Source organism: uncultured Psychroserpens sp. (assembly GCF_947503375.1).
Classification (GTDB): Bacteria; Bacteroidota; Bacteroidia; order Flavobacteriales; family Flavobacteriaceae; genus Psychroserpens.
The window spans coordinates 1-26,388 of sequence record NZ_CANNDQ010000002.1 but is presented as its reverse complement, the minus strand read 5'-3'; the positions used below and the strand labels follow the sequence as shown (position 1 = coordinate 26,388).

At 34.0% G+C, this 26,388-nt stretch carries 19 protein-coding genes; 8 read left to right on the top strand and 11 right to left on the bottom strand.

Annotated elements, in window-relative coordinates; translation table 11 throughout:
- Window positions 1–58: 58 nt before the first annotated feature.
- Window positions 59–1,147 (top strand): amidohydrolase family protein, encoded by a 1,089-nt coding sequence (locus Q0876_RS03315; protein ID WP_299224048.1) that lies wholly within the window; start codon window positions 59–61, stop codon window positions 1,145–1,147.
- Here the strand turns inward: Q0876_RS03315 and Q0876_RS03310 are convergent, their stop codons facing one another.
- The 7 genes from Q0876_RS03310 to Q0876_RS03280 are packed head-to-tail and all read right to left on the bottom strand — an operon-like array spanning window position 1,148 to window position 8,234.
- Window positions 1,148–2,689 (bottom strand): acyl-CoA carboxylase subunit beta, encoded by a 1,542-nt coding sequence (locus Q0876_RS03310; protein ID WP_299224046.1) that lies wholly within the window; start codon window positions 2,687–2,689, stop codon window positions 1,148–1,150.
- A gap of 43 nt (window positions 2,690–2,732) precedes the next feature.
- Window positions 2,733–4,172 (bottom strand): acetyl/propionyl/methylcrotonyl-CoA carboxylase subunit alpha, encoded by a 1,440-nt coding sequence (locus tag Q0876_RS03305; RefSeq protein WP_299224043.1) that lies wholly within the window; start codon window positions 4,170–4,172, stop codon window positions 2,733–2,735.
- A gap of 1 nt (window position 4,173) precedes the next feature.
- On the bottom strand, window positions 4,174–4,659 hold the full coding sequence (locus tag Q0876_RS03300; RefSeq protein WP_299224040.1) for an acetyl-CoA carboxylase biotin carboxyl carrier protein subunit: 486 nt from the start codon (window positions 4,657–4,659) through the stop codon (window positions 4,174–4,176).
- A 38-nt stretch (window positions 4,660–4,697) separates the two neighbouring features.
- A complete protein-coding gene (locus tag Q0876_RS03295) occupies window positions 4,698–5,396 on the bottom strand; it encodes a PrsW family glutamic-type intramembrane protease (RefSeq protein WP_299224037.1) in 699 nt (232 codons plus the stop codon).
- Between the two features lie 19 nt (window positions 5,397–5,415).
- A complete protein-coding gene (locus tag Q0876_RS03290) occupies window positions 5,416–5,970 on the bottom strand; it encodes an NUDIX domain-containing protein (protein ID WP_299224034.1) in 555 nt (184 codons plus the stop codon).
- Window positions 5,963–7,138 (bottom strand): aminotransferase class V-fold PLP-dependent enzyme, encoded by a 1,176-nt coding sequence (locus tag Q0876_RS03285; protein ID WP_299224031.1) that lies wholly within the window; start codon window positions 7,136–7,138, stop codon window positions 5,963–5,965. The genes Q0876_RS03290 and Q0876_RS03285 overlap by 8 nt, the downstream gene beginning before the upstream one ends.
- Before the next feature lie 7 nt (window positions 7,139–7,145).
- The gene (locus Q0876_RS03280) at window positions 7,146–8,234 is read right to left on the bottom strand and encodes a M42 family metallopeptidase (protein ID WP_299224029.1); all 1,089 of its coding nucleotides are present in this window, start codon (window positions 8,232–8,234) and stop codon (window positions 7,146–7,148) included.
- A 135-nt stretch (window positions 8,235–8,369) separates the two neighbouring features.
- On the opposite strand from Q0876_RS03280, the gene Q0876_RS03275 reads away from it, so the two are divergent.
- The 4 genes from Q0876_RS03275 to Q0876_RS03260 all read left to right on the top strand — a co-directional run bounded on the left by Q0876_RS03275 (window position 8,370) and on the right by Q0876_RS03260 (window position 14,404).
- A complete protein-coding gene (locus Q0876_RS03275; RefSeq protein ID WP_299224026.1) occupies window positions 8,370–9,257 on the top strand; it encodes an ABC transporter ATP-binding protein in 888 nt (295 codons plus the stop codon).
- 30 nt (window positions 9,258–9,287) lie between these two features.
- Window positions 9,288–12,935 (top strand): M1 family aminopeptidase, encoded by a 3,648-nt coding sequence (locus Q0876_RS03270; RefSeq protein WP_299224023.1) that lies wholly within the window; start codon window positions 9,288–9,290, stop codon window positions 12,933–12,935.
- 156 nt (window positions 12,936–13,091) lie between these two features.
- Window positions 13,092–13,778 (top strand): DUF4294 domain-containing protein, encoded by a 687-nt coding sequence (locus Q0876_RS03265; RefSeq protein ID WP_299224020.1) that lies wholly within the window; start codon window positions 13,092–13,094, stop codon window positions 13,776–13,778.
- Entirely contained in the window at window positions 13,778–14,404 is a 627-nt protein-coding gene (locus tag Q0876_RS03260; RefSeq protein WP_299224017.1) for a hemolysin III family protein, read from the top strand. The genes Q0876_RS03265 and Q0876_RS03260 overlap by 1 nt, the downstream gene beginning before the upstream one ends.
- On the opposite strand, the gene thrC is transcribed toward Q0876_RS03260, so the two are convergent.
- From thrC to thrA, 3 genes are read right to left on the bottom strand one after another with little or no spacing between them, the layout of a single operon-like run.
- Complete coding sequence (gene thrC / locus Q0876_RS03255; protein WP_299224014.1) at window positions 14,401–15,702, bottom strand: threonine synthase; 1,302 nt, start codon at window positions 15,700–15,702, stop codon at window positions 14,401–14,403. The genes Q0876_RS03260 and thrC overlap by 4 nt on opposite strands.
- A gap of 14 nt (window positions 15,703–15,716) precedes the next feature.
- Entirely contained in the window at window positions 15,717–16,637 is a 921-nt protein-coding gene (locus Q0876_RS03250) for a homoserine kinase (protein ID WP_299225160.1), read from the bottom strand.
- Between the two features lie 26 nt (window positions 16,638–16,663).
- Window positions 16,664–19,111 carry a bifunctional aspartate kinase/homoserine dehydrogenase I gene (gene thrA, locus Q0876_RS03245; RefSeq protein ID WP_299224011.1) on the bottom strand — a complete coding sequence of 816 codons (2,448 nt, stop codon included), beginning with the start codon at window positions 19,109–19,111 and terminating at the stop codon, window positions 16,664–16,666.
- Window positions 19,112–19,199: 88 nt separating this feature from the next.
- On the opposite strand from thrA, the gene Q0876_RS03240 reads away from it, so the two are divergent.
- A complete protein-coding gene (locus Q0876_RS03240) occupies window positions 19,200–20,750 on the top strand; it encodes an NAD(P)H-hydrate dehydratase (protein WP_299224008.1) in 1,551 nt (516 codons plus the stop codon).
- Window positions 20,751–20,794: 44 nt separating this feature from the next.
- Here the strand turns inward: Q0876_RS03240 and Q0876_RS03235 are convergent, their stop codons facing one another.
- Complete coding sequence (locus Q0876_RS03235; protein WP_299224006.1) at window positions 20,795–21,832, bottom strand: TlpA disulfide reductase family protein; 1,038 nt, start codon at window positions 21,830–21,832, stop codon at window positions 20,795–20,797.
- Between the two features lie 126 nt (window positions 21,833–21,958).
- Here Q0876_RS03235 and hutH point away from each other — a divergent pair, with 126 nt between their 5' ends.
- Window positions 21,959–23,470: a histidine ammonia-lyase gene (gene hutH, locus Q0876_RS03230; RefSeq protein WP_299224003.1), complete on the top strand. Its 1,512-nt coding sequence runs from the start codon at window positions 21,959–21,961 to the stop codon at window positions 23,468–23,470.
- Window positions 23,471–23,969: 499 nt separating this feature from the next.
- On the top strand, window positions 23,970–26,388 hold a 2,419-nt coding region (locus Q0876_RS03225; RefSeq protein WP_299224000.1), incomplete at its 3' end, for a hypothetical protein.

The following is a 26,388-nucleotide window of genomic DNA, read 5'->3' as shown; positions in this document are numbered from 1 at the left end:
ACTAAATCTGTAAGATACGCCTTAATGATGTTTAATTTTATTATATAAATTTTCACTTATGACAATTAAACACTATTTACTTATTGTTTCAATATTAGCTGTAAAATTCATCTCGTTTGCTCAAGATATCTCTTTTGAAGATTATAATCCAACATCTACGCTTGTCGTTCCAGGAGAAGTTATTAATAAAGCCAAGTTCCCATTTATTGATGTACATGGACATCAATATAATATGCCAAATCAAGACTTAACTCCTGTGGTAGCTGCTATGGATACACTTAACATGCAAATTATGGTAAATTTGAGTGGCCGAACAGGTCGCGATCTTGAGAAATCTATGGCTAACATTGATGCTAATTTTCCAAATCGGTTTGTTGTATTCTGTAACATAGATTTTGAAGGTGCAGGAGCAGAGGGTTGGATTGAAGAAAAAGTAGCGCAACTAAAAGAAGACGTAAAGCATGGTGCTCGTGGCCTTAAAGTTTACAAGAGTTTGGGCTTATATAATAAAGACGTTGATGGAAAGCGTTTAACTATAGATGATAAGCGTTTGGACCCAATTTGGAAAACTTGTGGAGCGTTAGGGATTCCTGTTTTGATTCATGCAGCAGACCCTAAACCCTTTTGGGACGAATTTAATGGAGATAATGAACGTTGGTTAGAGTTAAAAACGCGTCCACGTCGTAAACGTGGTGCTAATAATCCTGCGCCTTGGGAACAAATTATTCAAGAGCAGCATAACATGTTTAAAGCCCATCCTAATACAACGTTTATTAATGCACATATGGGTTGGTTTGCTAACGATCTAGAACAATTGGGTCGTTTGCTTGATAAAATGCCTAATATGAATGTTGGCATTGGAGCTATAATCGCCGAATTAGGTAGACAACCTCGTTTTGCAAAAGCATTTTTTATAAAGTATCAAGACCGAATTCTATTTGGAAAAGACAGCTGGAAACCTGAAGAGTTTCCAACATATTTCAGAGTGCTTGAAAGTGATGATGAATACTTTCCATATCACAAAAAATACCATGCATTTTGGCCAATGTATGGTTTAGACCTGCCTGACGATGTATTAAAAAAAGTATATTACAAAAATGCATTAAGAATAGTTCCAGGACTAGATAAAAGTAAATTTCCTAATTGATTAAAGCGGAATATTTCCATGCTTACGCTTAGGACCATCAATAACTTTATCTTCTAGCATTGCAAAAGCTTTTATGAGTTTTCGTCTAGTGTCTTTTGGATGAATGACTTCATCAACAAAACCACGTTCTGCTGCACTGTAAGGATTTGCAAAAAGCTCAGCATATTCTGCTTCTTTTTCTTTCCACTTAGCTTCCTTGTCTTCAGCAGCCTTAATATCTTTTTTGAAAATAATTTCAGCAGCTCCTTTGGCTCCCATAACGGCAATTTCTGCACTAGGCCAAGCAAAATTCATGTCACTACCAATATGTTTTGAATTCATTACATCATAAGCACCGCCATAAGCTTTACGAGTAATTACCGTAACTCTAGGTACAGTAGCCTCACTAAATGCATATAAAAGCTTGGCACCATGAACGATAATTCCATTCCATTCTTGATCTGTTCCTGGTAAAAATCCTGGCACGTCTTCTAATACGAGTAAAGGGATATTGAAGCAATCACAGAAACGTACAAAACGTGCCGCTTTTTTAGAGCTATTCACGTCTAATACACCAGCTAAAAACATGGGTTGATTAGCAATAATACCAATACTTCGACCACCTAAGCGCGCGAAACCAACAATAATATTTTCAGCATGATCTTTATGGATCTCATAAAATGAATTCTCATCAATAATTCCTTGAATGACATCATGCATGTCATAAGGTTTATTAGCATTGTCTGGTACAACAGTTGACAAACTATCTCTAACCTCTTCTTTTAGTTCGTATGGTAGTAGAGTAGGTGTTTCAGTATTATTTTGTGGCAAGTAACTTAAAAGTTTTTTGATATCTTCTAGGCATTCGATATCGTTAGAAGCGGTTTTGTGAGCCACACCAGATTTGGTTGAGTGTGTACTAGCACCACCAAGAGCTTCACTTGACACTTCTTCATTAGTTACGGTTTTAACAACATTTGGACCTGTAACAAACATATAGCTTGTATCTTCGACCATTATTGTAAAATCGGTCATAGCTGGAGAATACACAGCACCACCAGCACAAGGACCCATGATAGCCGAAATTTGTGGTATTACACCTGAAGCTTGAACATTTCTATAAAAAATATCTGCATAACCACCTAAAGAACGTACACCTTCTTGAATACGAGCTCCGCCTGAATCATTTAGTCCAATAACTGGCGCACCAATTTTTACTGCTAAGTCCATGATCTTGCATATTTTTTCAGCATGTGTTTCTGATAAAGAGCCGCCAAAAACAGTAAAATCTTGCGAAAAGATGTATACCAATCGTCCTTCAACTGTTCCGTAACCTGTAACTACACCATCCCCATAGAATTTTTGGTTTTCCATACCAAAATCTTTGGTTCTATGTGTGACTAATGCTCCAATTTCTTCAAAAGAACCTTCATCTAAGAAATACATCACACGCTCTCTAGCGGTTAGTTTTTTCTTTTCATGTTGTTTATCAATTCTTGATTGTCCGCCTCCTAAATAGGCTTTTTGTAGTTTATCGTTGAGGTTTTTTATTTTAGAATCCATAGAAATGGTATGTAGTATTATAGGTCTTAACCTGTTAAATCAATTAATTTGGTATGCGCAACTGTTTTTGTTCTTCCAAATAGCATTTTACCGCAACAAGTGCAGCGATATGTGCTTCAGTTTTTTGTTGATCAATTAAATCTTTAGGTGCGTAGTAGCGTTTAACAAAATGCGTGTCAAAATTTCCACTTCTAAAAGCATCATGTTCGCAAACATAGGTGCCAAAAGGTAACGTAGTTTGGATTCCTTCAATATGATAATTATCTATCGCCTTTAACATTAATGCTATCGCTTCATCGCGTGTATTGCCATAGGTGATGAGCTTAGAGATCATTGGATCATAATAGATAGGTATTTCCATGCCTTCCTCAAAACCGTTATCTACTCTTATGCCTTTGCCAAAAGGTAACTGGTAAGTCTCTAGCTTGCCTACACTTGGAAGAAAATCATTTAAAGGGTCTTCAGCGTAAACACGCAATTCAAGAGCATGACCATATATTTTTAAATCGTCCTGTTTCATTGGTAGTACTTCGCCACGAGCAACACGTATTTGTAATTCTACCAAATCTGTATTAGTAATAATTTCTGAAACAGGATGTTCTACTTGAAGTCGTGTATTCATCTCTAAGAAGTAGAAATTATGTGCATCATCCAATAAAAACTCAACAGTTCCAGCACCAACATAATCGCATGCCTTTGCAACTCTTATAGCAGCTTCGCCCATGTCTTCGCGTAATTTTGGTGTTAGCACAGTTGAAGGCGCTTCTTCAACAACTTTTTGATGACGACGTTGAATACTACATTCACGCTCAAATAAATGGATGATATTACCGTGAGTATCTGCCATTATTTGTATTTCAATGTGTCGAGGCGATGCAACATATTTTTCAATAAATACGGAGCCGTCTCCAAATGCATTTACAGCTTCACCTATGGCGCGATTCATTTGAGATTCAAATTCAGATTCTTTTTCAACGATGCGCATCCCTTTACCACCTCCACCTGCTGAAGCTTTTATAAGAATAGGGAAGCCAATAGTTTTAGCTATTTCTTTAGCTTCAGAAATATCTGTAATGGCTTCATCTGTTCCTGGAACCATTGGGATATTATAGGCTTTTACAGCTTCTTTAGCAGCTAATTTGCTGCCCATGACTTTAATGGCGTGTGATTTTGGACCTATGAAAATGATATTATTGGCTTCACATAATTCGGCAAAATCAGCATTTTCACTTAAAAAGCCATAACCAGGATGAATGCCATCAACATTTAAGCGTTTTGCAACTTCAATAATTTTTTCTCCTAAAAGGTAAGATTGATTAGAAGGCGCTTCCCCAATTAAAACCGCTTGATCAGCATATTTAACATGAGGCGAATGCCTATCTATTGTAGAGTATACAGCAACAGTCTTAATGCCCATTTTTTTTGCAGTTTGCATCACGCGAATTGCAATCTCACCTCGATTCGCTACTAATATTTTTTTCATTTTATTGGAATTCAATTAGTAATTGATTCTTGTCTACAGCATCTCCTTTTACTACAGAAATAGATTTTATAATACCAGCCCTTGGAGATGTTAGTGCGTTTTCCATTTTCATTGCTTCTAGGATTAATAGTGTGTCATTTTCTTCAACTTCTTGACCAGCTTCTACATTTATCTCAAGGATTAGTCCTGGCATTGGTGCTTTGATTTCATTTATCATTTTTGAACTGCTCAATTCAAACCCCATTTGTTTAACAAGAACATCTAACTCATTTGAAATGTATATGTTATACGTGTTATTGTTAACTTTTACTTCAAATGATTTTTTATTAAAATTTGAATGTATTATTTCAGTTTTATAAGATGAATCCTCATACAGAACATGATATTTGTTTACTGAAGTTTTGATACTATTTAGATTGGAACTGTCTATTTCCGAAATATCAAAATCGAATGATTTATTGGCATTTACCTTAAACGATTGACTCATTGAAACTTGTTTTCTTAATTGGTTATAAATATAACAAATTATAACGTTTTCGTAAGGTCATCTTCAGGTTTAAATTGTGATATGTTTTGATGTTTTTTTATTGCTTTTTGAGATAAAACGATACCAATAATTAAGGATACAAATGCACCAATCCAAATGCCAGGGATAAAATCGATGAACAAGAAAAAGTCATAAGCGCCATGAAATAAAATGGCTAGTGCCAATCCATAAAGATTTAATCGAATTCTATGATTTGAAAATTTAGCTTTTCCCATGAAATAACCCATCAATATACCAAAAGTAGCATGGACAGGTACAGCAGTAAAGGCTCTTAATATCGCTACTTGATAACCGCCTTCAAGAACGTAAAAAACATTTTCTGTTGCGGCAAAACCCATAGATATCATTACCGCATAGATAATCCCGTCGAAGGGTTCGTTAAATGCCGTTTTTGGTTGTGCAAAGTAACGCACAATAACATATTTACTGAATTCTTCAACCAGAGCGACAACAAAAAAAGCTTTTACAAACTGTTGAATAACACTATAGTCATCTGGTAAAGGCAGGATAATATCAAAGCCGATATATAAAACTGTGGTGATAACTATACTAACGATGGCTCCAAATACAAAACTTAATAAAAGTAAGCCTCTTGGTTCTTTTTCGTATTTATCTTTGCAATAGATATAAACGATGATGATAAGTATTGGTGCGACAGCTAATAATAGTGTATTCATGAGTTGAAAGTACTAAAAATTATTGTTGAATTTGTTTCTTTATTGCATTTAAAACAAAATGATAATAATTGCTATTTGAAGCGATAAAGTGATTATTGATTTCACTTTTCTGCAATAGGGTTTCAAACTCTGAAATTGTAACATACTTAACTGCTTCAACTTCATTTTCTTGAAGTATTAATTGCTTGATTGCAACGTCTATTTTTGAAATAAATGTATTGTGAAATTCATTATCTATAATTCCATTTTCATAGGTTTGGAAGCACTTGAACACACCAATTTTTATAAGTTGGTGTTCAAAAAGATCTAAGCCAATTTCTTCTTTGGCCTCACGAATTATCGCCTTTGCAATCGTTTCACCAGCATCTACATGCCCTGCTACTGAAACATCCCAAAGTAGTGGAGCTATAGATTTTGTGGCTGCTCGCTGTTGTAGTAAGATATGACCTTTTGATGTGTAACACCAAAGATGTGCAGTATGGTGAAAGAGGCCTTTTGAATGGATTTCAGATTTTAACGCTGATTTACCAGTAGCATTTCCATTTTCATCAACAATATCAATTAGTTCATCCATACTTAGCATTATCTATATGCGATGATAAGCAGTTGATTAGAGGGATAAAATCTTCAGGTGTGTTATATAAATGACATGATATTCGGATATAATTCCCTCTAAAGGATATAAAGATGTTTTCACTTAACAGCGCTTTCTTGAGTGCTTCTATATCTATTTGATCGGGTAGTTTAATACCGAAGAGGTGATGAACTCTGTCATTATCATTTTCAATAGCACATCCCATCGCTTTTAATTTCTTTACGGCATTCGATGTAATGTTTTTGCAGTAAGCTTGAATGGCTTTAGGAGTCCAATCAAGTACTTGTTTTAAAGCAGCAATTTGCATTTTTATATAAATGAAACTTCCACTTTCACCTACGGCATAGCGATTGGCCAAAGGTTTATATTGTGATTCGTAATTTGTTAAACTAGAGAAGTTTTCACTATGCAGTCGATTAGACCAGTTTTGTTCAATTGGTGTTCCATTATCGAAATATTCACCATAGTAAGCGTATGCACAACCATAGGGTCCGAATAACCATTTATAACCAGCACAAATCAAGGCGTCTGGCTGAATGTCTTTAACAGAAAAAGGTAAAGCACCAATAGATTGGCTTCCATCAATAATGAGTAATGCATTGTATTGTTTTGAGACTTCTCTGATTGTTTTTAAATCAAACAAATTCCCATTTGACCAGTGTATATTTCCCATTGCCACTACTGCTGTATTCTTGTTTATAGCATTGAGAATGTTTTTATTTAATTGCTGTGATTTACTACCACTTTCATTTTGGGTTTTTACAGTCACAATTTTAGCATCATAGGTTTTGGCTAATTTTTGCCAAGAATAGATATTACTAGGAAATTGCTCTTCAATAACCAAAATCTCATCGGTAGGCTTTAACTTTATGTTATTTGTGACAGTAGCCATTCCATAGGAGAGAGATGGAATAGTGACTATCCGATTATAATCATTAACTTCAATGAGTTTTGCAAATAATTTTTTGAGTTCAGTTACAGGCTCAAAATAATCTGATGTTTTAATGGTATGCGGATGACTTTTTTGTTTCAAGCCTTCTAAGCCAGCTTCATAAACGGCCTTAAAAGCTGGAGATTGGCTTGCGATATTTAAATAAATGACATCCTCTGGAATATCAAATAAGTGTTTTTGATGTTGCAATTGCATTATTTATTTAATCAAAATATGAAAAAGTGTCACCTTCTTTTATGTTAAGTAGTGTTTCATATATCATTTTAATCACGTTTTCTACATCTTTTCGATGTACCATCTCTACAGTAGTATGCATATAACGTAAGGGTAATGAAATCAATGCGGAAGCAACACCTCCGTTACTGTATGCAAATGCATCTGTATCTGTGCCAGTGGATCTAGATAATGCAGAGCGTTGGAAAGGAATTTTATTTGCTTCTGCTGTATCTGTAATTAGATCACGCAATTTTTGTTGTACAGCTGGTGCATAAGCCACAACAGGACCTTTACCTAACTCGAGATGACCTTCTTTTTTCTTATCGATCATAGGTGTTGTGGTATCGTGTGTAACATCAGTAACAATAGCAACATTTGGTTTTATGGTCTCAGTAATCATTTGAGCACCTCGGAGTCCGATCTCTTCTTGAACAGAGTTTGTGATATATAATCCAAAAGGTAATTTCTTTTTATTTTCTTTAAGCAACCGTGCTACTTGCGCTATCATGAAACCACCCATTCTGTTATCTAATGCGCGGCACACGAATTTATCTTTGTTTAAAATATGGAATTCGTCAGGATAAGTAATCACACAACCAACATGAACGCCTAATTTTTCAACATCTTCTTTAGTAGCGCAACCACAATCTATAAAAATATTATCAGGCTTTGGAGCTTCCTCTTTAGCTCTGTTTCTGGTGTGAATTGCTGGCCATCCAAAAACACCTTTTACGATTCCCTTTTTAGTATGGATATTCACCACTTTACTTGGTGCTATCTGATGATCGCTACCTCCATTTCTTATAACATAGATTAACCCGTTATCTGATATATAATTAACATACCATGAGATTTCATCTGCATGACCTTCAATAACTACTTTGTATTTTGCCTTTGGATTGATCACACCAACCGCAGTTCCGTAAGTATCAGTAATAAATTCATCTACGTAAGGTTTAAGATAATCCATCCATAATTTTTGTCCATCCCATTCGTAACCAGTTGGAGCTGCATTATTCAAATAGTTCTCAAGGAAATCAAGTGATTTTTTATTAAGTATGCTTTTTGTAGCCATAAGTATTCATTGTTTGTATTTGTGTAAAAATAAAAGGATTTATTTAGTATTAAAACGTTAGTGAATTAATTTTTGTAACAAAATGAACTATTTTTACACCTATCAGCTTATAAATTAATTTTTAAACTAAAACAAATGAAACTAGTCATTACAGATTTAACAAAGACCTACAAGAATGGAGTAAAAGCTATAGATAATCTTAGCCTTGAAATTGGAACAGGAATGTTTGGTTTGTTAGGACCTAATGGTGCAGGTAAGTCCTCATTGATGCGAACTATTGCAACACTGCAGAGTCCTGACTCTGGATCTATTATGTTTGGCGATATCAATGTTTTAGAAGATAAAATGGCACTGAGAAAGATCTTAGGTTATCTGCCACAGTCTTTTGGTGTGTATCCTAAAATGTCTGCCGAAGCACTATTAGATTACTTTGCTACTTTAAAAGGGGTAAGTTCAAAATCGGACAGAGGAGTTTTGGTGAAAGAAGTCTTAGAGATTACCAATTTGTATGATGTTAGAAAAAAGAATGTGGCTGGTTATTCTGGTGGAATGAAACAACGATTTGGCATTGCACAATTATTACTTAATAATCCGAAACTAATCATTGTAGATGAGCCAACGGCAGGTTTAGATCCAGCTGAAAGACACCGGTTTTTGAACGTACTCAGAGAAGTAGGAACCAATTGCACAGTAATATTTTCTACACACATTGTAGAAGATGTAAAAGAATTATGTAATGAAATGGCTATTTTGAATGGAGGTCGTATTTTAAAGCATTCTACTCCTACTAAAGCTAGAGAAGAATTGAACGGTAAGATTTGGACTAAAGTTATACAACGAGAAGATTTAGAAATTAATGAAACCAAATACAATGTGCTTTCATCAAACTATAATGAAGACAATAGCTTAAATATAAGAGTGTTATCAGATGAGAGTCCTGATGAGGACTTCTCCTATGCAGAACCACAATTAGACGACGTGTATTTTATAGCATTAAGGCATGACGAACCTGTGCTAAGTTAAGATTGATCTTTAATTATTAAAAAATACATTATGTTTTCAACTATATTTTTTCATGAAATAAAATACTGGATTAAAAGACCAGCCTTTTACATATATTTATCAATTTTCTTTGCATTATCTTTATTATTTTCGGCTTCTTCAGCTGGAATTTTCGATAGTGTAACGGTTACTACTGGTTCTTCTAGAATAGTAAATTCGCCATTAGGAATTAATAATCTATTTAGCGGATTATCGATATTTATTTTCTTTCTGTTTCCTTCAATTATTGGTGTGTCAGTGTACAGAGATTATAAGAGTGAAATGCATACAATCTTATATTCTTATCCATTTTCTAAGGCTAATTATTTATTTGCTAAATTTTTTAGTTCCATACTTATAGTTACCTGCATCGTATTAATGATTGGTATTGGTATTTTTATTGGATTTAGACTTCCTGGAACAAATCCAGACATAGTAACCGCCTTTGATTTCAGTTCTTATTTCAATACATATTGGCTTTACATCTTACCAAATATCTTATTGTTTGGCGCCATTGTATTTGCTGTAGTTACATTTACTAGAAATATAGCAGCAGGTTTTATTACGGTTATCTTATTACTTTTTGTACAAGGGTTAACAGAAGGCTTGCTATCTGACCCAGAGCATAGATATATGGCCGCCATGTTGGATCCTTATGGAGCAGCAGCAGTGCAATATTATACACGATATTGGACTGTAGCTGAACAAAATGAGTTGCATTTGCCCATAAAAGAAGTTATTCTTTACAATAGGTTATTGTGGTTAGGTATTGCAAGCTTGATATTTGGTTTAGTTTATAAATTTTTTACGTTTAGCCAAAATGCGATTTCATTTTCATTGTTCAAAAAGAAAAAAGGAGAGCGTTCAACTAAAAGTAATTTTGGTGGTATAACTAGAATCAACCTTCCAAAAGTAAATTTTGATTATTCATTTATTCAGAATTTAAAAGCCACATGGAAGATTTCTAATGTTGAATTTAAATATATCGTTAAAAGTTGGCCGTTTATTAGTATTGTTCTAGTAGGATTGATTATTGTTTTAATAGCACTTTCTGATTTTAGCAACCCATTTGGAACACCAACTTACCCAAGAACATGGCGCATGTTACAAGGTGGAGGTGCTTTTGTAATAGCAATTAATATTTGTACGTTCTTGTATGCTGGTATGCTAGTAAACCGAAGTAAAATAACACGAATGAATGGTTTAGAAGACGTTACACCAATTCCTAATTGGTCACTTTTCTTATCTAAATTTATAGCGATTGTGAAAATGCAAATGTTGTTATTATCTGTAATAATGATATCAGGAATTTTATTTCAATTATATAAAGGGTATTATGATATTGAATTAGGCTTGTACATTAAAGAGCTTTACGGTTTAAAACTTATTAATTACATCATATGGGCATTTTTATCACTTATGGTACAAACACTAATTAGAAATCCATATTTAGGGTTGTTTGTACTTATTGTATTGTCTATAGGTATTCCATTGTTAGGTCTTGCGGGTGTTGAACAATCTATCTTTAAATATAATGAAGGTCCTGGGTTTAGCTATAACGATATGAACGGATATGGTAATTCGCTAGCACGTTATCTAATCTACAAAGGTTATTGGTTTATAGCAGGTTTGATTTTAATGCTCATAGCAGGCTTATTTTGGGTTAGAGGATTACCACATTCATTTAAAGAACGATTAAAGATTGCTAGATCTAGATTTAAGTTACCAGTGGCTACTACATTTATAATTTTACTGATTGGATTTTTATCTTTAGGATTTAAAATCTATCACGAAAATAATATAGCCAACACACGTTATTCTTCTAAAGAACGAGAAGAACAGTCTGTTGAATGGGAAAAGAAATACAAAAAGTATGAAGACTATGCGCAACCTAGAATTGTTGCTGTTAAAGTTGATCTTAATATTTTTCCTAAAATGTTAAATTTTGATGCCTCTGGAAATTATACGATGGTTAATAAAACCAATCAGGTGATAGATAGTCTTTTCTTAAATCACAACAGTTATCCAAGTACATTTAAATTTGATAGAGATAATACTTTAGTTTTAGAAGACACGTTATATAATTTCGACATATACAAATTAAAGCAACCATTGAATCCTGGAGACTCAATACAGTTGTATTTCACTGTTAAAAATAAGCCTAATACCATTTTAAGACGTAACTCACCCGTAATTGCAAATGGAACCTTTATAAACAATGTTCAGTTATTTCCTGGTTTTGGATATAGTGGAGGTGAATTAACAGATGATAAGACACGAGAAAAATATGGATTACCTCCAAATGAGTTAAAACCGCATCCAAGTGATTCTACTGCATTAGGAAACACTTATATCTCCAAGGATAGTGATTGGATTGATTTTGAAGCTACTGTTAGTACGAGCGAAGACCAAATAGCAATAGCTCCTGGTTACCTTCAGAAGGAATGGACAGAAGGTGGTAGGCATTATTTTAACTATAAGATGGATAGTAAGATTCTGCATTTTTACGCTTTTAACTCAGCTGAATATGAAGTTAAGCGTGATAAATGGAAAGATGTAGATCTTGAAATCTACTATCATAAAGGACATGAGTATAATTTAGATCGTATGATGCGAGGTATGAAAGCCTCACTTGAGTACAATAGCGAGAATTTTAGTCCGTACCAACATAAACAGTTGCGTATTGTTGAATTCCCAAGAGGAAGTTTTGCACAATCATTTCCTAATACAATTCCTTTTGCTGGAGATGCAGGCTTTATAGCAGATGTTGACGATAGCGAAGAAGGAGGCGTTGATTATACTTATGCCATTACAGTACATGAGGTAGCTCATCAATGGTGGGCACATCAAGTTATTGGAGCAGATGTACTAGGAGCAACAATGCTATCTGAGAGTTTATCTGAGTATGTAGCACTTAAAGTACTTGAAAAGGAGATTGGAAAATCACAAATGCGCAAGTTTTTGAAGAAGTCTCTAGATGATTATTTAACACGACGAACGTTTGAAAGTAAACGAGAAAAGCCGTTGATGTATAATGATGGACAAGGGTATATTCGTTATCAAAAAGGGTCACTTATTTTTTATGCTTTGAGTGATTATATTGGAGACGATGTGCTTAATAATGCACTTAAAGATTATGTTGAGAAAGTAAAGTTTCAAGAACCGCCTTATACGACCTCAATAGATATGGTTAATCATATTAAAGCTGTAACGCCAGATAGTTTACAATATGTAATTAAAGATATGTTTGAAACCATTACATTATATGACAATAGAGTGGTTGACGTTTCTAGTACAGCGTTGGATGACGGTAAGTATAAAGTTGATATTGAATTCAATGTGAGCAAATACAGAAATGATGAAAAAGGAAAGCGTTATTACTCTGAAGCAGATCAAGACTCTATTTCGTTTTTGCCAGAAGGAAAGACACGACCACTACTTTCAGTACCGTTAAAAGATTATATAGATATTGGCGTCTTTGCTGAAGATGATGTCAATGGAAAGAAAAAAGAAAAAGTACTGTATTTGAAAAAGCATAAGATTTCAAAAATTAATAATAAGATATCTATCATTGTAGACGAACAACCAACAGAAGTTGGCGTAGATCCTTACAATAAGCTAATCGATACTAGGTCTGATGATAATCGACAGCGGCTTTAAATAATTGACAACATAAAAAAAACCCATAAATGATTATCATTTATGGGTTTTTTTAAGTACAAGAAAAATGGATTTAATTATAATATTAATACGATTTTAAGGTTTTAGTACCTGTAAATCCGTAATTTTGGAATGGTTTTAGCACAGTATTATGTAATGAAGTTTATAACGTACTTATATCTTTTATTTCCGGTTTTGCTAATGGCTCAAATCAAGCCAGTACAGCAGGACACAACAGCCGTTGAATATATTTTGGTTGAAGGCGATTCTATCCCACAAACTGCTATTGAATTAGATGAGGTTATTATGCTACGAAAACTAAAATTTGATAGTAAAGATGAGCGTATTAGGTATTTGGTCTTAAAGCGAAAAACATTAAAAGTTTATCCTTATGCTAAATTAGCAGCAGAACGACTAGTTGCATTAAAAGCTCGTCTTGAAACTTTAGAGAGTAAACGAGCAAAAAAACGTTATGCAAAAATAATTCAGAAGTACATCGAAGATGAATTTTCAGCCGAGTTAAAAAAATTAACACGTACAGAAGGTCAGATACTAGTTAAGCTCATTCATAGACAAACTGGAAAAACCACCTTTCAGTTAATTAAAGAATTACGTAATGGATGGCGTGCATTTTGGTTCAACACCACAGCTAGTATGTTTGACATTTCATTAAAACGAGAGTTTGATCCTTTACATGCTAAGGAAGACTTTTTAATTGAAGATATATTAGAACGTGCTTTTCAAGATGGAAAGTTAGAACGACAAGAGCCAGTTGTAGAATTTGATTACTATGATTTAACAACGAAATGGTTAGACAATAAAACTGTAGAGGTCAAACAATAATGCGAACACAATCGCCATTAGAAGAACGGTTAAATGCATGGAGCCATGGTATAGGAGCTGCTTTAGGGATAGCAGGTTTAATACTACTTATTATTTTTTTAAAAAGTGAAAGACCTTATGCTCTATTTAGTGTTATCGTATATGGCATATCAATTATTATTCTCTTTTTAGCATCTACATTTTATCACGCAGTAAATGGTGATAAGCGTAAACATTACTTTAGAATTATTGATCACATTAGTATATATCTGCTTATTGCAGGTACTTATACACCAGTATTGCTAATTGTTCTCTCAGATAGCTTGGGATGGCTACTATTTTGGGTTGTTTGGAGTATTGCTGCTTTTGGAGTTATTTTAAAACTGTTCTTTACAGGTAAATTTGAGACGTTTTCTACACTTTTGTATTTGGTAATGGGTTGGTTGATTGTTTTCGATTTTTCAAATTTAGCAGAAAGAATGCATTTAAATGGGCTGTATTTACTATTTGCAGGTGGTGCTTTCTATACCTTAGGAATTATTTTTTATGCTATTGAGAAAATTCCCTACAACCATGTTATTTGGCACCTATTTGTTTTAGGTGGCGCTATATGTCACTTTTTCATGGTGTACTATTACGTTATTTAGTGTACAGATGTCAATAAAAAATCTTTTAGCGCACCGTAATTAGAAATTTTAGTAGCAACCTTTTCTTTATCAATCACAGCTTTAATTTGTGGAGGAAGATCAATGGTTTCAGAAATAACACTTTCAACAACATCTAAAAATTTAGTAGGATGTGCAGTTTCAAGGAACACACAATACGTGTCTGGATGTGATTTTAAAAAGGCTTTACAGCCTAGGTAACCTACAGCACCATGAGGGTCAGAAATGTAGTTGTAAGTATCATATAGCTCTTTTATGGCCATTTTTGTTTCATTATCTGTAAAACTATATGAAGACAGGTTATTTTTTAAAATATCAAAATTATGGTTGTATATTTCTTGAATACGAATAAAATTACTTGGGTTACCAACATCCATTGCATTACTTATAGTTTGCACTGAAGGTTTTGGATTATAAGAGTTGGTTTTTAAATACTCTGTCACCACATTATTAGCATTATTTGCTGCTATAAAGTGCTTAATAGGAAGACCTAATTGCTGCGCCATCATGCCAGCACAAATATTTCCAAAGTTCCCGCTTGGAATCGAAAACACAATAGTTCTATGAGTCTTATGTAAGCTTTTATAAGCAAACATGAAATAGAAAAGCTGAGGTAGCCATCTTGCTACATTGATAGAGTTTGCAGAAGTAAGCTGCATTACACTAGTCAGTTCTTCATCCAAAAATGCACGCTTAACCATATCTTGGCAATCGTCAAATGCGCCATCTACTTCTAACGCAGTAATATTTTGACCTAACGTAGTTAATTGCTTTTCTTGAATATCACTTACCTTACCAGAAGGGTATAAAATAACTACATTTACACCTTTAACGTCCAGAAATCCATTGGCCACAGCACCTCCAGTATCACCAGATGTGGCTACTAAAACTGTTACCTGCTCTGTTTTGCCAGTATTAAAATAACCTAAGCACCTAGCCATGAAACGCGCTCCTACATCTTTAAAGGCCATTGTAGGGCCATGAAATAACTCTAATGTTGAAATAGTTTCGTTTATAGGTATTACCGGAAAATCAAAACACAAGGTGTCTTCAATAATCGTTTTCAAGACCGATTCTGGAATATCAGGAGACACAAATTGTTTAATGGTTTCATAGGCGATTTCAGTATTTGATAAGGCGCCAATAGTGTCAAAAAATGATTTAGGTAAAGGCTCGATCTTTTCTGGAAAATATAAACCTTTATCTGGTGCAAGTCCTTTAATGACAGCATTTTTGAATGTTGTGTTGGGCGCTTTTTTATTTAAACTAAAATAGTTCATGAGTAACCGAGTTTCTATAAAATTTTAATACCTTCTGTGTTAATTTTTGATAAATGAATTTCAAATGAAACCTCTGTTTTTAAATAGCTATTATTGATCGCATTCTTAACTTGTTTGGCATTTTTAACGCCTTTGCATAAACTAAATATAGAAGGACCAGAGCCAGAAATACCACAACCCAAAGCACCATTATTTAGTACTTCTTTTTTTACCATTTGAAAATGCGGAATTAGTTCGCTTCTGTGCGGTTCAATAATAACATCCTCTAATGAATTACCTAGTAAGTCATAATCGTTGGTATGCAGTGCATGAACTAAGCTTCCAAGGTTTGACCATTGTGTAATGGCATCTTTCAGAGGAATACTATTAGGTAAGATTGCTCTTGCTAAAGATGTTTTGATTTCAATTTGGGGATGAATAATAATAGCATATAGCTCATCAGGAGTAGGTAGCTGTAATACCTTAATTGGAGATGTATTTTTTATTAGTGTAAAACCTCCAAAAATAGTTGGAGCAATATTATCTGCATGTTCACTACCGCTAGCTATAGCCTCACCTTTCATAGCAAAGTGGGTAAGTTGTGTTTTTGAATATGGTCTACCTAACAATTCATTAATAGCAAACACACTTCCTGAAGCGCTTGCAGCACTGCTTCCGATTCCACTTCCAGGTTTGATATGCTTATAAATTTCAATGTCGAAACCAAAATTAGGTTTGGCGTCATCATACAAGGCTAGCGCCGAAACTCCAGCAACATTTTTTTGAATGTCATAAGGTAAATCTGAACCAATAATTTTAGAAATAGAAACTCCTTTTTCTTTTGTTTTTCTAACAACCATTTCATCACCTATGGTATCTAAGCAAAAGCCCAAAACATCAAAACCGCAGGAAACATTAGCAACAGTAGCGGGTGAAAAAATCCTTATTTCATTCATATCTGTTTTCATTTTAATAGAAATGGTTATTTATTTCCAATTCTAATAATATCTGCAAATAACCCTGATGCAGTAACGTCAGCACCAGCACCAGCACCTTTTATAATTAAAGGTTGTTCTGGGTAACGTTGTGTATAGAACATGACTACATTGTCTTTCCCTTCTAAGTTATAGAATGGATGTCCTTCAGGAATTTCTCTTAGACCAAGTTTCGCTTTACCATTCTTAAACTCTGCAACATACTTTAATTGACAGTTTTTAGACTTTGCTTTTTCATATAGTTTTTGAAAATGAGCCTCATCAGCCTTTAATGTTTTGTAAAAATCATCTATAGAGTTGCTATCGAGATTAGCTTGAGTTAAAAAAGATTGATTATCTATATCTTCTATCTCCATAGTGCCACCATTTTCTCTTGCTAAGATTAATATCTTTCTAGCGACATCAACACCACTTAAATCTATTCTTGGATCTGGTTCTGTATAGCCTTCAAATTGAGCCCGTTTTACAGTATCATGAAAATTAGTACGATCACTAAAGTGATTGAATATAAAGTTTAGGCTTCCAGATAATACAGCTTGAATACTAGTTACTTTATCGCCTGATGCCACTAAATTGTTTAATGTATTAATAATTGGTAAACCAGCACCTACGTTGGTTTCATAAAGAAAAGGTGTGTTAAAACTTAATGATAGCTCTTGTAGTCGTTTATATCTTTCAAAAGTACTTGAACAAGCAATTTTATTACATGCAACTACAGCAATGCTTTGCTTCAAATAGGCTTCATAATAATTGGCTACACTATCTTCAGCTGTGATATCAACAAAAATACTATTGCGTAGATTAAGAGTCACTGTTTTATTAAAAAAACTATCTAAAGTAGACTTATCAGCATAGTGAAATTGTGAAGCCCAATTTTTGAGATTAATGCCATTTTCATTAAACACCATTTTTTTAGAGTTTGCCAGTGCAATTATACGAACATCTATTTTTAAATTCTTTTTCAGAAAACTGTGTTGTTGCTCTATTTGGTCAATAAGTTTTTCGCCAACATTTCCAATGCCAACAATGAAAACATTGAGTTGTTTTGTTTTAACTTCGAAAAAGCGTTCATGAAGTGTATTTAATGCTTTTCTTACGTCATTTTCATTGATAACTGCAGAAATGTTACGTTCAGATGCACCTTGAGCTATAGCTCTAACATTAATATTGTTTTTCCCTAGTGTACTGAACATTTTTCCAGAAATGCCTTGGAAATTTTTCATATTATCTCCCACCAATGCAATTATAGATAAGTTTTGTTCAATAAGAATTGGATCGATCTTGTGGAGCGAAATTTCATTTTCAAAATTGTTGTCTATAGCAATTTTTGCATTGTCAGCATCACTAATATCAACACCAAAGCAGATAGAGTGTTCAGATGATGCTTGAGTGATAAATATGATATTAATTTTCTCTTGAGCTAAAGTTTCAAAAAGACGTTTTGAAAACCCTGGAATACCTACCATACCATTGCCTTGTAAGGTTAGTAAAGCGATGTTGTTAATATGAGTAATTCCTTTTACAGGAGACGTTATTTTTTTTTCAGTTTTGACACCAATAACTGTGCCTATTACCTCTGGTTTTAAAGTATTTTTAATATGTATAGGAATATTAAGGTCTAATACAGGTTGTACAGTTGGAGGATACAACACTTTAGCTCCAAAGTGCGATAGTTCCATAGCCTCTTGATAAGAAAGGTGCTTAATTGGAAAAGCCTGCTTAACTATTTTTGGATTGGCAGTATACATTCCACTCACATCAGTCCAGATCTCTAATTGCTCTACTTTAAGTGCAGCAGCTATTATCGCAGCAGTATAATCTGATCCGCCACGACCTAATGTTGTAAACTCTCCTTGATTAGACTTTGAAACAAAACCAGGTACTATTGTGATTTTTTGATTTGTAGCTTTAAAATAGTTGCGAATATTAGTATTTGTAGTTTCAAATAAAACTTCTGCTTTTGTGTAATTTGAATTTGTAACAATGAGTTCTTGAGAATTTTTCAACTCACTATTGATTTGTCTTGATTTTAAAGTTTCAGAGATTATGAATGACGACAATAACTCACCAAAACTTAAAAGTTTATCTGAAGTCTTTAAAGATAATTCGTTTATCAAATAAAGTCCGTCTAACAGGTCATTAAGTTCTTTTAGTTTTTCTTCTACAAGTTTTACAACACTTTTGTTTTTTTTTGGAATTAGAGTTTCAACTAACTTTAGATGATTGCGTTTAATTGAATTGAATACATCTTTATAAGAGTTGTCTTTTTCTTGAGCTAATTTACCAGCATACAATAATTCATCTGTAATGCCACCAACAGCAGAAACCACACAAATGATATTGTTAGTTTTAGACAGATTTTCTAAGATGGTTATAACACTATTTATATTTGCCGCAGACCCAACTGATGTTCCTCCAAATTTTAATACTTTCATAAGATAAAGATTACATCTTACACTCAGATGTTTGGTTTTAATTTACGTTTCAAAAGTATTACTTTTACTTTTAATAAAAATAGTACACGTGAAAATTTTCTCTAAAGAACAAATTTATGAAGGCGATAGGTTAACTGCTGAAAAACAAGGGATTACTTCAGTTGAATTAATGGAACGTGCAGGAATCCAAATATTTAATTGGTTACACATTAGAATGCAAGGGGCTCAAGTGCCTATTCATGTATTCTGTGGTATCGGAAATAATGGTGGAGATGGTCTTGTCGTTGCAAGGCACTTAATCATTCATGGATATAATGTACATACGTATATAGTAAATTGTAGTGATAAGCGTTCTAAAGATTTTTTAATCAATTACGATAGTATAAAGCAGACTACTAAAAATTGGCCAACACTTCTTGGCTGTAAAGAAGATTTCCCAAAAATCAACAAAGATGATATTATAGTTGACGCCGTATTTGGTATCGGACTCAATCGACCAGCAGATGAATGGGTTAGTCAATTGTTTATGCATTTTAAGTTAAGTCAAGCTTTTACATTATCTATAGATATACCATCTGGAGCCTACACAGATAAAATACCAGAAAATGAAAATGGAGTCGTTTGGGCAAATCATACACTTAGTTTTCAATCACCTAAACTTATTTTCTTTTTGCCAGATACAGCAAAATTCTCAATGCAATGGGAAGTTTTAGATATTGGAATTGATCGTGAGTTCTTATTTAAAACAGAAACTGATGTTGAACTTATAGGTAAGCATGAAGTCTTACCTATGTATAAGCCACGAGAAAAATTTTCACATAAAGGGAGTTATGGTCATGCGCTAGTCATAGGTGGAAGCTATGGTAAAATTGGAGCTGTACTTTTAACAAGCAGAGCAGTTCTAGCTTCAGGTTCAGGTCTGGTGACTTCTTTTATACCAAAATGCGGTTATTCAATTTTGCAGACTGCTTTACCAGAAGCTATGGTTATTACAGATGCAAACGATACAATAATCACAGATATCAAATTTGAAATTAAACCTACTGTAGTTGGTTTAGGTATAGGAATTGGGACGAATACTAAAACCATATCTGCTTTAGCGCAATTTTTGAAAACTAATGCATCACCAATGGTTATAGATGCTGATGGACTCAACATACTTTCAAAAAAGAAAACGCTTTTAAAATATTTACCAAAGCTTTGCGTGTTAACACCACACCCTAAAGAGTTAGAGTGTTTGATTGGTACTTGGAAAGACGATTTTGATAAATTAAAGAAGGTCAAGATATTTTCTAAAAAACACAATGCCGTAATAGTAATTAAAGGCGCTAATACTATTACTGTATACAACGACAAATGTTATATTAATTCTACTGGTAATCCAGGTTTGGCAACTGCAGGAACAGGAGACGTACTTACAGGAATTATCACAGGAATGATTGCGCAAGGATATCATCCATTACACGCAACTCTATTTGGAGTATATCTTCACGGTAGATCTGCTGATATAGCAGTTGAAGATTTAGGTTATCAAAGTATGATAGCCAGTCATATTATTGAAGCTTTAGGCGAAGCTTATCTTGACTTATTCAGACAGCCTGAGCAACCCAAGGTTGAACAAGAAAATAAAAAGCAATAAAAAAACCACGCTTAATTGCGTGGTTTTTCATGTGTGTAAGTGATTTATATATTTAGTTTTTCTTCTAGTAATTCTACTAATTTTGGATTTGATGGTCTAGGAGCATCTGGAGTAACGATGTTTCCATCTGGATCAATTAATATAAAACGTGGAATACCATCTACTTTATAATTACGTACAAAATCAGATTTCCAAGCATTATCTGAAAATAATTGAATACCGCCTAAATTTTTGTCTTTAACCATTTTATTCCATGCTTCAAAAGCTTTTTCTTTAGTGCCACTACGTTTTTCATCGTCTACAGAAATGCTAACAAATTCAATGTTTTTATTATGAAATTGTTCTTCAACCTTTTTTAATGACGGTATTTCACGCTTACAAGGGCCACACCAAGTCGCCCAAATATCAACATATACGTATTTTCCTTTTAAATCTGAAAGTGATGTCGTTCCACCTGCGTGATTGATGTAATTCTCAAAAGTTGGAGAAGGTGTGCCTTCTGGAAGCGATTCTCGTAGTGCTATTTTACTAGAGAGGTATCCCTTCAAGGATTTTATAGTGCCTTCCATATTCTTTTGACCATTAGCAATGCGCAGAGAATCTAATTCAGGGTAACTATCTTGCAACTTTTTAAAACCTATTTTATAGTCTTCAATAGCTTTGTTTAGATCTTCTGTATTAGGATTAGCAAATAGGTCTTCAGTAAAATAATCGTTAGATACCAAATAAGATTTTATAGCAAAATTATTAATATCTGATGCATCTCCTTTATATACTAAGGTATTGTCAAAATCATTGTAATCTGTTTCAAAAGAAGATTCAAAGCCATTTTTCAAATATATCGAACCATATTCATCCCCATGCTTGATTGTATAGTCTCCTTCCGAAACTTTTAAGGTGTCGCTAAATGTACCATCTTCATTAATAGTGATTGTCTTTTCAAACTCTTTACCTTTGAAAATTTTTAAAGTGTTGCTTTCATGCGGATTAGAAATTTTTCCATTAAGAGTTACATAATCTTTAGGTTCCTCTTGGCAGGCTACAACAGAAATCACAAACAATAATAAGAATAATCGTTTCATTTTATTTAATTTAAGTTTTCTCAAAAATATAATAATATAAGGAGTTTATTAATATTTTATTAATTATTAACATTTGTTGCATACTATACTTGTAATGTTGAATTTTGAAGTATTAAATAACTACTAATGGATTCCACACATAAAATATCATCCAAGATACTTGATCTCTCTTCAATAAGTGATATTATTTTTTGCAACAAAACAATTGAACTATCACAAGAAGCTGTCGAAAAAATTTCAAAGTGTAGAGCCTATCTTGACAAGAAAATGCAAGATGAAAGTAAACCTATATATGGAATTAATACAGGATTTGGGTCGCTTTGTGATGTTAAAATTACAAAAGATAAATTAGCGCAATTGCAAGAAAACCTTGTGATGTCTCATGCATGTGGAATAGGAGAACATGTGCCTTTAGAAGTAGTTAAATTAATGTTGCTCCTTAAGATACAATCATTGAGTTATGGTCATAGTGGAGTACAAGTAGAAACTGTTGAGCGTCTGGTTTACTTTTATAATAATGATATTTTACCTGTGATTTATACGCAAGGGTCTTTGGGAGCTTCTGGAGACTTGGCACCATTAGCACATTTAGCATTGCCACTTATTGGAAAAGGAGAAGTGTATTACAAAGGAAACATTTCTAATACAGAACATGTTTTACATGAATTGCGTCTTGAGCCCATTAAATTACAATCAAAGGAAGGGTTGGCATTACTAAATGGAACTCAGTTCATGAGCGCATACGGAATACATTTACTTATTAAATCTTACAAGTTGTCTTATATGGCAGATGTTATAGCTTGTATCTCCTTAGATGCGTTTGACGGTAGGATAGAACCATTTAATGCGCTAGTGCATATGGTAAGACCACATTTCGGACAATTAAAAACAGCCGATCGTATAAAAGAGATTTTGGAAGGTAGTGAACTTATTCAACAAGAAAAGAGCCATGTACAAGACCCATATTCTTTTAGATGTATACCACAAGTACATGGTGCTACGAAAGACACATTGAAGTTTGTTGAAAAAACATTTAAAACCGAAATAAATTCGGTCACAGATAATCCAAATATTTTTGTTGATGATGACGAAATAATATCTGGTGGAAATTTCCATGGACAACCTTTGGCTTTAGCATTAGATTATTTAAAAATCTCGATTGCCGAACTTGGTAACATCTCTGAGCGAAGAATTTATAAACTCGTATCTGGAGAAAGACACTTACCCACTTTTCTGGTAGACAATCCTGGCTTAAATTCGGGTTTTATGATTCCACAATATACCGCAGCTAGTATCGTAAGTGCTAATAAGCAATTAGCTACGCCTGCAAGTATAGATAGTATTGTGTCGAGTAATGGTCAAGAAGATCATGTAAGTATGGGCGCTAATGCGGCAACTCAAGCATTTACTTTAGTTAATAATGTTGAACGTATTCTAGCCATAGAATTATTGAACGCATCACAAGCACTTTATTTTAGAAAGCCTAAAAAATCATCACCTCTAATCGAGTCTTTTTTAATGGCTTATAGAAACGAAGTGAAATATGTTAAAGAAGACATAGTATTTCATGATTTGATAAAAAAATCAATACATTTTATCGAAGATTTTTGCATCGAAAATGAATTACTTTTCGATTAAATGCAAAAAAAAATGTTCAACTGTTTATTATATAAAAAAAGACTAAATTTATTTGGCAGTCAATATTTTATAATCTACTTTTGAAAGTAAGTCAAGGTGAATAATGTTCATTTTGGCCACATAAAAAATAACATAATAGCAGTTGTTTTTTATGATCTTACCTAAAATTGTTTGATAGCACAACAATTGATTATTAGCACATTTATTGAGTATTTGAATATCTAGGTATTCAAGCTTTATTTTCGTTTGTATGACGTTAATTCGTCCTGCAACTTGATTTTATTAACGGCCCCAAACCTGCAAAAATCAACGCTACTACTGTTATGTTGACATAAAGAATTTAATGTCAATAAATAAATGTTAAGATAATTTTAATTTAAAACCAAATGTTATGTTTATGAGCAATTTTACCCGAAGTGGTGGGCGCGCCAAAATTTGGCAGTCGATCACTAATTTATCGTGTTGTAGCATTGATCTTATTACAAAACAAAAAAGAAGCATGAAGGCATTAGTCTTTATCATGCTTTTTATGTTTAGTATGGGACCAGTGTTCGGGCAGACGCTTGAAAGAAGTACATTCTTCAATCGTTGCCAAGAAGACGCACCACCTGGCCCATCTGAGGCAGATGTTGCAAACTTGTATATGAACCAATGCCCTGGACTAGTGGCTACAGTTGTAAAAACTGAAAGTATGTCTGGAAATGATTGCGATTGGGAAGTTGAATACACTTATGATGTTAAGTGTGGAGATTTCGAAGAGCAAATCAAAATTGGATATGTAGGAGGAGATCGAACTCCACCAGAATTAAATGAGGGAGCAGAAGTTCCTGCAGGAGGTTCAAATTTAGATTTATGTTTCAATGATGCTCCATTAGGACCAACCGAAGCAGAAATTGCTGCATTATACTCAGACAATTGTTTAGGAGATGTAACAGTTGTTAAATTTGGCGCACCTGAAGGAGATGATTGTTCATGGACTGCTAATTACAAGTATCAAATAACCGATGCTTGCGGAAATCCGGCAGCTGAATTAGATGTAAATTATAGTGGTAGTGATCAAACACCACCAGCTTTAAATAAAAATGCTGAAATACCACAAGGAAACCTAAATTCTGAAGCATGTTTCTTAGATAAGAATCAAGGTCCTTCTGAAGAAGAAATTGCTATGCTATATAGTGACAATTGTGGTGGTCCAGTATTCGTAGAAAAAACAAGTTATTCTAAAGGTACAGATTGTAAGTGGGTAGCTGTTTACGATTATACAATTAGAGATTTATGTGGCAACTTTGCAGAGCCATTACAAATTGTATTCCAAGGTTCAGATCAAGAAGATCCTATGTTAGATGGTGTACCAGTTAATACTACTGTAAGTTGTATTGATGAAATTCCTGAGCCAGCTCAAGTTGTTGCTTTTGATAATTGCTCTGAAGGTAAAGATCTTACCTTAACTTTTGAAGAAGATGATTCTCAACTTGGACTTGCATGTGCAGGTGGTGTTTTAGTAAGAACTTGGACAGCTACAGATTTCTGTGGAAGATCAGTAAGTGCTACTCAAGAAATCACTGTTTTGCCAGCACCAATGGCTCAGTTTGAAGAAGTAGCTGATGATACAATCACTTGTGAAGAAGCATATAACTTCCAAGCAGGAGATTTATCATATAGTAATGGAGTATCTAAAGGTGCATGTAGTATTATGGGTTCTGTAACAGGAAATGCTACGCCAGACTTTACAGTTTGTGGTGGTACAATTACTGTTAACTGGACGTATACTGATGAGTGCCAAAGAGAAATCAATGCTCAACAACTTATCAATGTAATACCAGCACCAGAAGCTCAAGTGAGTGCACCTGAATTACCAGATAGTATTACTTGTGCAGATGCTGCAACATACACTCCACTTGATGCTACATATAGTAACAATTTAGATGGTTTATCATGTGGGATTTCAGGATCGCTTACAGCTAATGTTGAAAGAGATTATGATGCATGTGGTGGTAAACTTACCATTACATACAACGGACAAGATGAGTGTGGTCGTCCACTAAGTGCAGGACCATATGAGTTTGATGTAGAACAAGCACCAGAAGCTGATATTACAGTACCTGAGTTCCCAGATAGTATTGCTTGTGCAGATGCAGCAGGATATGAAGCAGCAGATGCAACATATAGTAATGGCTTAGAAGGAACAGCATGTGAGATTTCAGGATCAATCACAGCTACAGTTGAAAAAGATTACGATGCATGTGGTGGAAAGATCACAGTAACATACAACGGACAAGATGAGTGTGGTCGTCCACTAAGTGCAGGACCATATGAGTTTGATGTAGAACAAGCACCAGAAGCTTTAGTTTCTAAGCCAGAATTCCCAGATTCATTCTCATGTCAAGAAGCTATAGCTTTTGTTGCAGGAGATGCTACTTATAGTAATGGCTTAGAAGGAACAGCATGTGAAATTTCTGGAATAATTGAAGCTACAGTATCTAACAGTTATGGAAAATGTGGTGGTTCAATTACAGTATCTTACGATGCTGAAGATGCGTGTGGTCGTCCATTAAGTGCAGGACCATATGTTATCACTGTTAACCCAGCACCAGAAGCTGATATTACATTACCAGAATTTCCAGAAAGTATTGCTTGTGCTGATGCGGCTGAATACGAAGTTGCAAATGCAACATATAGCAATGGTTTAGAAGGGACTGGATGTGAATTATCAGGTTCTATTGAGCCTATTGTTGATGTAGAGTATGACGCTTGCGGTGGAAAAATCACAATTAATTATATAGATAAAGATCAATGCGATAGAGATTTAATTGCTGGACCATTTGAAATTCTTATCGATGCAGCACCAGAAGCTGATATTACAGTACCTGAGTTCCCAGATAGTATTGCTTGTGCAGATGCAGCAGGATATGAAGCAG